This window comes from Pseudomonas sp. 24 E 13 (assembly GCF_900004715.1).
Classification (GTDB): domain Bacteria; phylum Pseudomonadota; class Gammaproteobacteria; order Pseudomonadales; family Pseudomonadaceae; genus Aquipseudomonas; species Aquipseudomonas orientalis_A.
The window spans coordinates 1-758 of sequence record NZ_CVTO01000042.1; the positions used below are offsets into that span (position 1 = coordinate 1).

The following is a 758-nucleotide window of genomic DNA, read 5'->3' on the forward strand; positions in this document are numbered from 1 at the left end:
ACCGCCACGCGCCGGAAAGCGTGGCGTTGCAACCGGCGCTGGACGATGCGCTGGCGTTGCTGGGCAAGCGGCGGCGCTCAATGGAGGTGGAATTGATCCGCGACCTGCCCGAGGCGACCTTATGGGTACAGGCCGGTGAAACCCGTCTGCGCCAGGTGCTGGGCAACCTGCTGGCCAACGCCCTCGACGCCCTCACCGAAAAGGGCCCGCCGCGCAAACTCTGGCTGAGTGCCCAAACCACCGACCAGGGCGTCAACCTGTACATCCGCGACAACGGCCCGGGCTTTTGCATGGAAGCCCTGGGCCGCGCCAGCGAGCCGTTCTACACCACCAAGACACGCACCCAGGGCCTGGGCCTGGGCCTGGCCATCTGTGAAACCCTGATGCGTGCGTTCGGCGGCGAGCTGCTGTTCGCCAACCACAAGGAAGGCGGCGCGCTGTTAACCTTGAAATTGCGCGCCGGCTCGCCGGGCGTCAGTGTGCAACCGTCCGAGGACCGCAGTGTATGAGTATCGATAACCAGATTCAGGTGGTGCTGATCGACGACGATCCCCATTTGCGTCAGGCGCTATGCCAGACCCTCGACCTCGCCGGGCTGAAAGTGCTGACCCTGGGCGAAGCCAGCGGCCTTACCGCGCGCCTGTCGCGGGACTGGCCGGGCGTGGTGGTCAGCGATATCCGCATGCCCGGCATGGACGGCCTGGAGCTGCTCGCCGAACTGCACGGCCAGGACCCGGACCTGCCGGTGCTGCTGATCA

2 protein-coding genes are annotated in these 758 nt (G+C 66.5%); both read left to right on the forward strand.

Going from position 1 to position 758, the window contains the following annotated elements; translation table 11 throughout:
• On the forward strand, positions 1 to 509 hold a 509-nt coding region (locus BFP90_RS01635), incomplete at its 5' end, for a sensor histidine kinase (RefSeq protein WP_141688893.1).
• Positions 506 to 758 (forward strand): response regulator (locus BFP90_RS01640; RefSeq protein WP_141688894.1); only part of this gene is annotated, 253 nt, incomplete at its 3' end. The genes BFP90_RS01635 and BFP90_RS01640, both read left to right, overlap by 4 nt.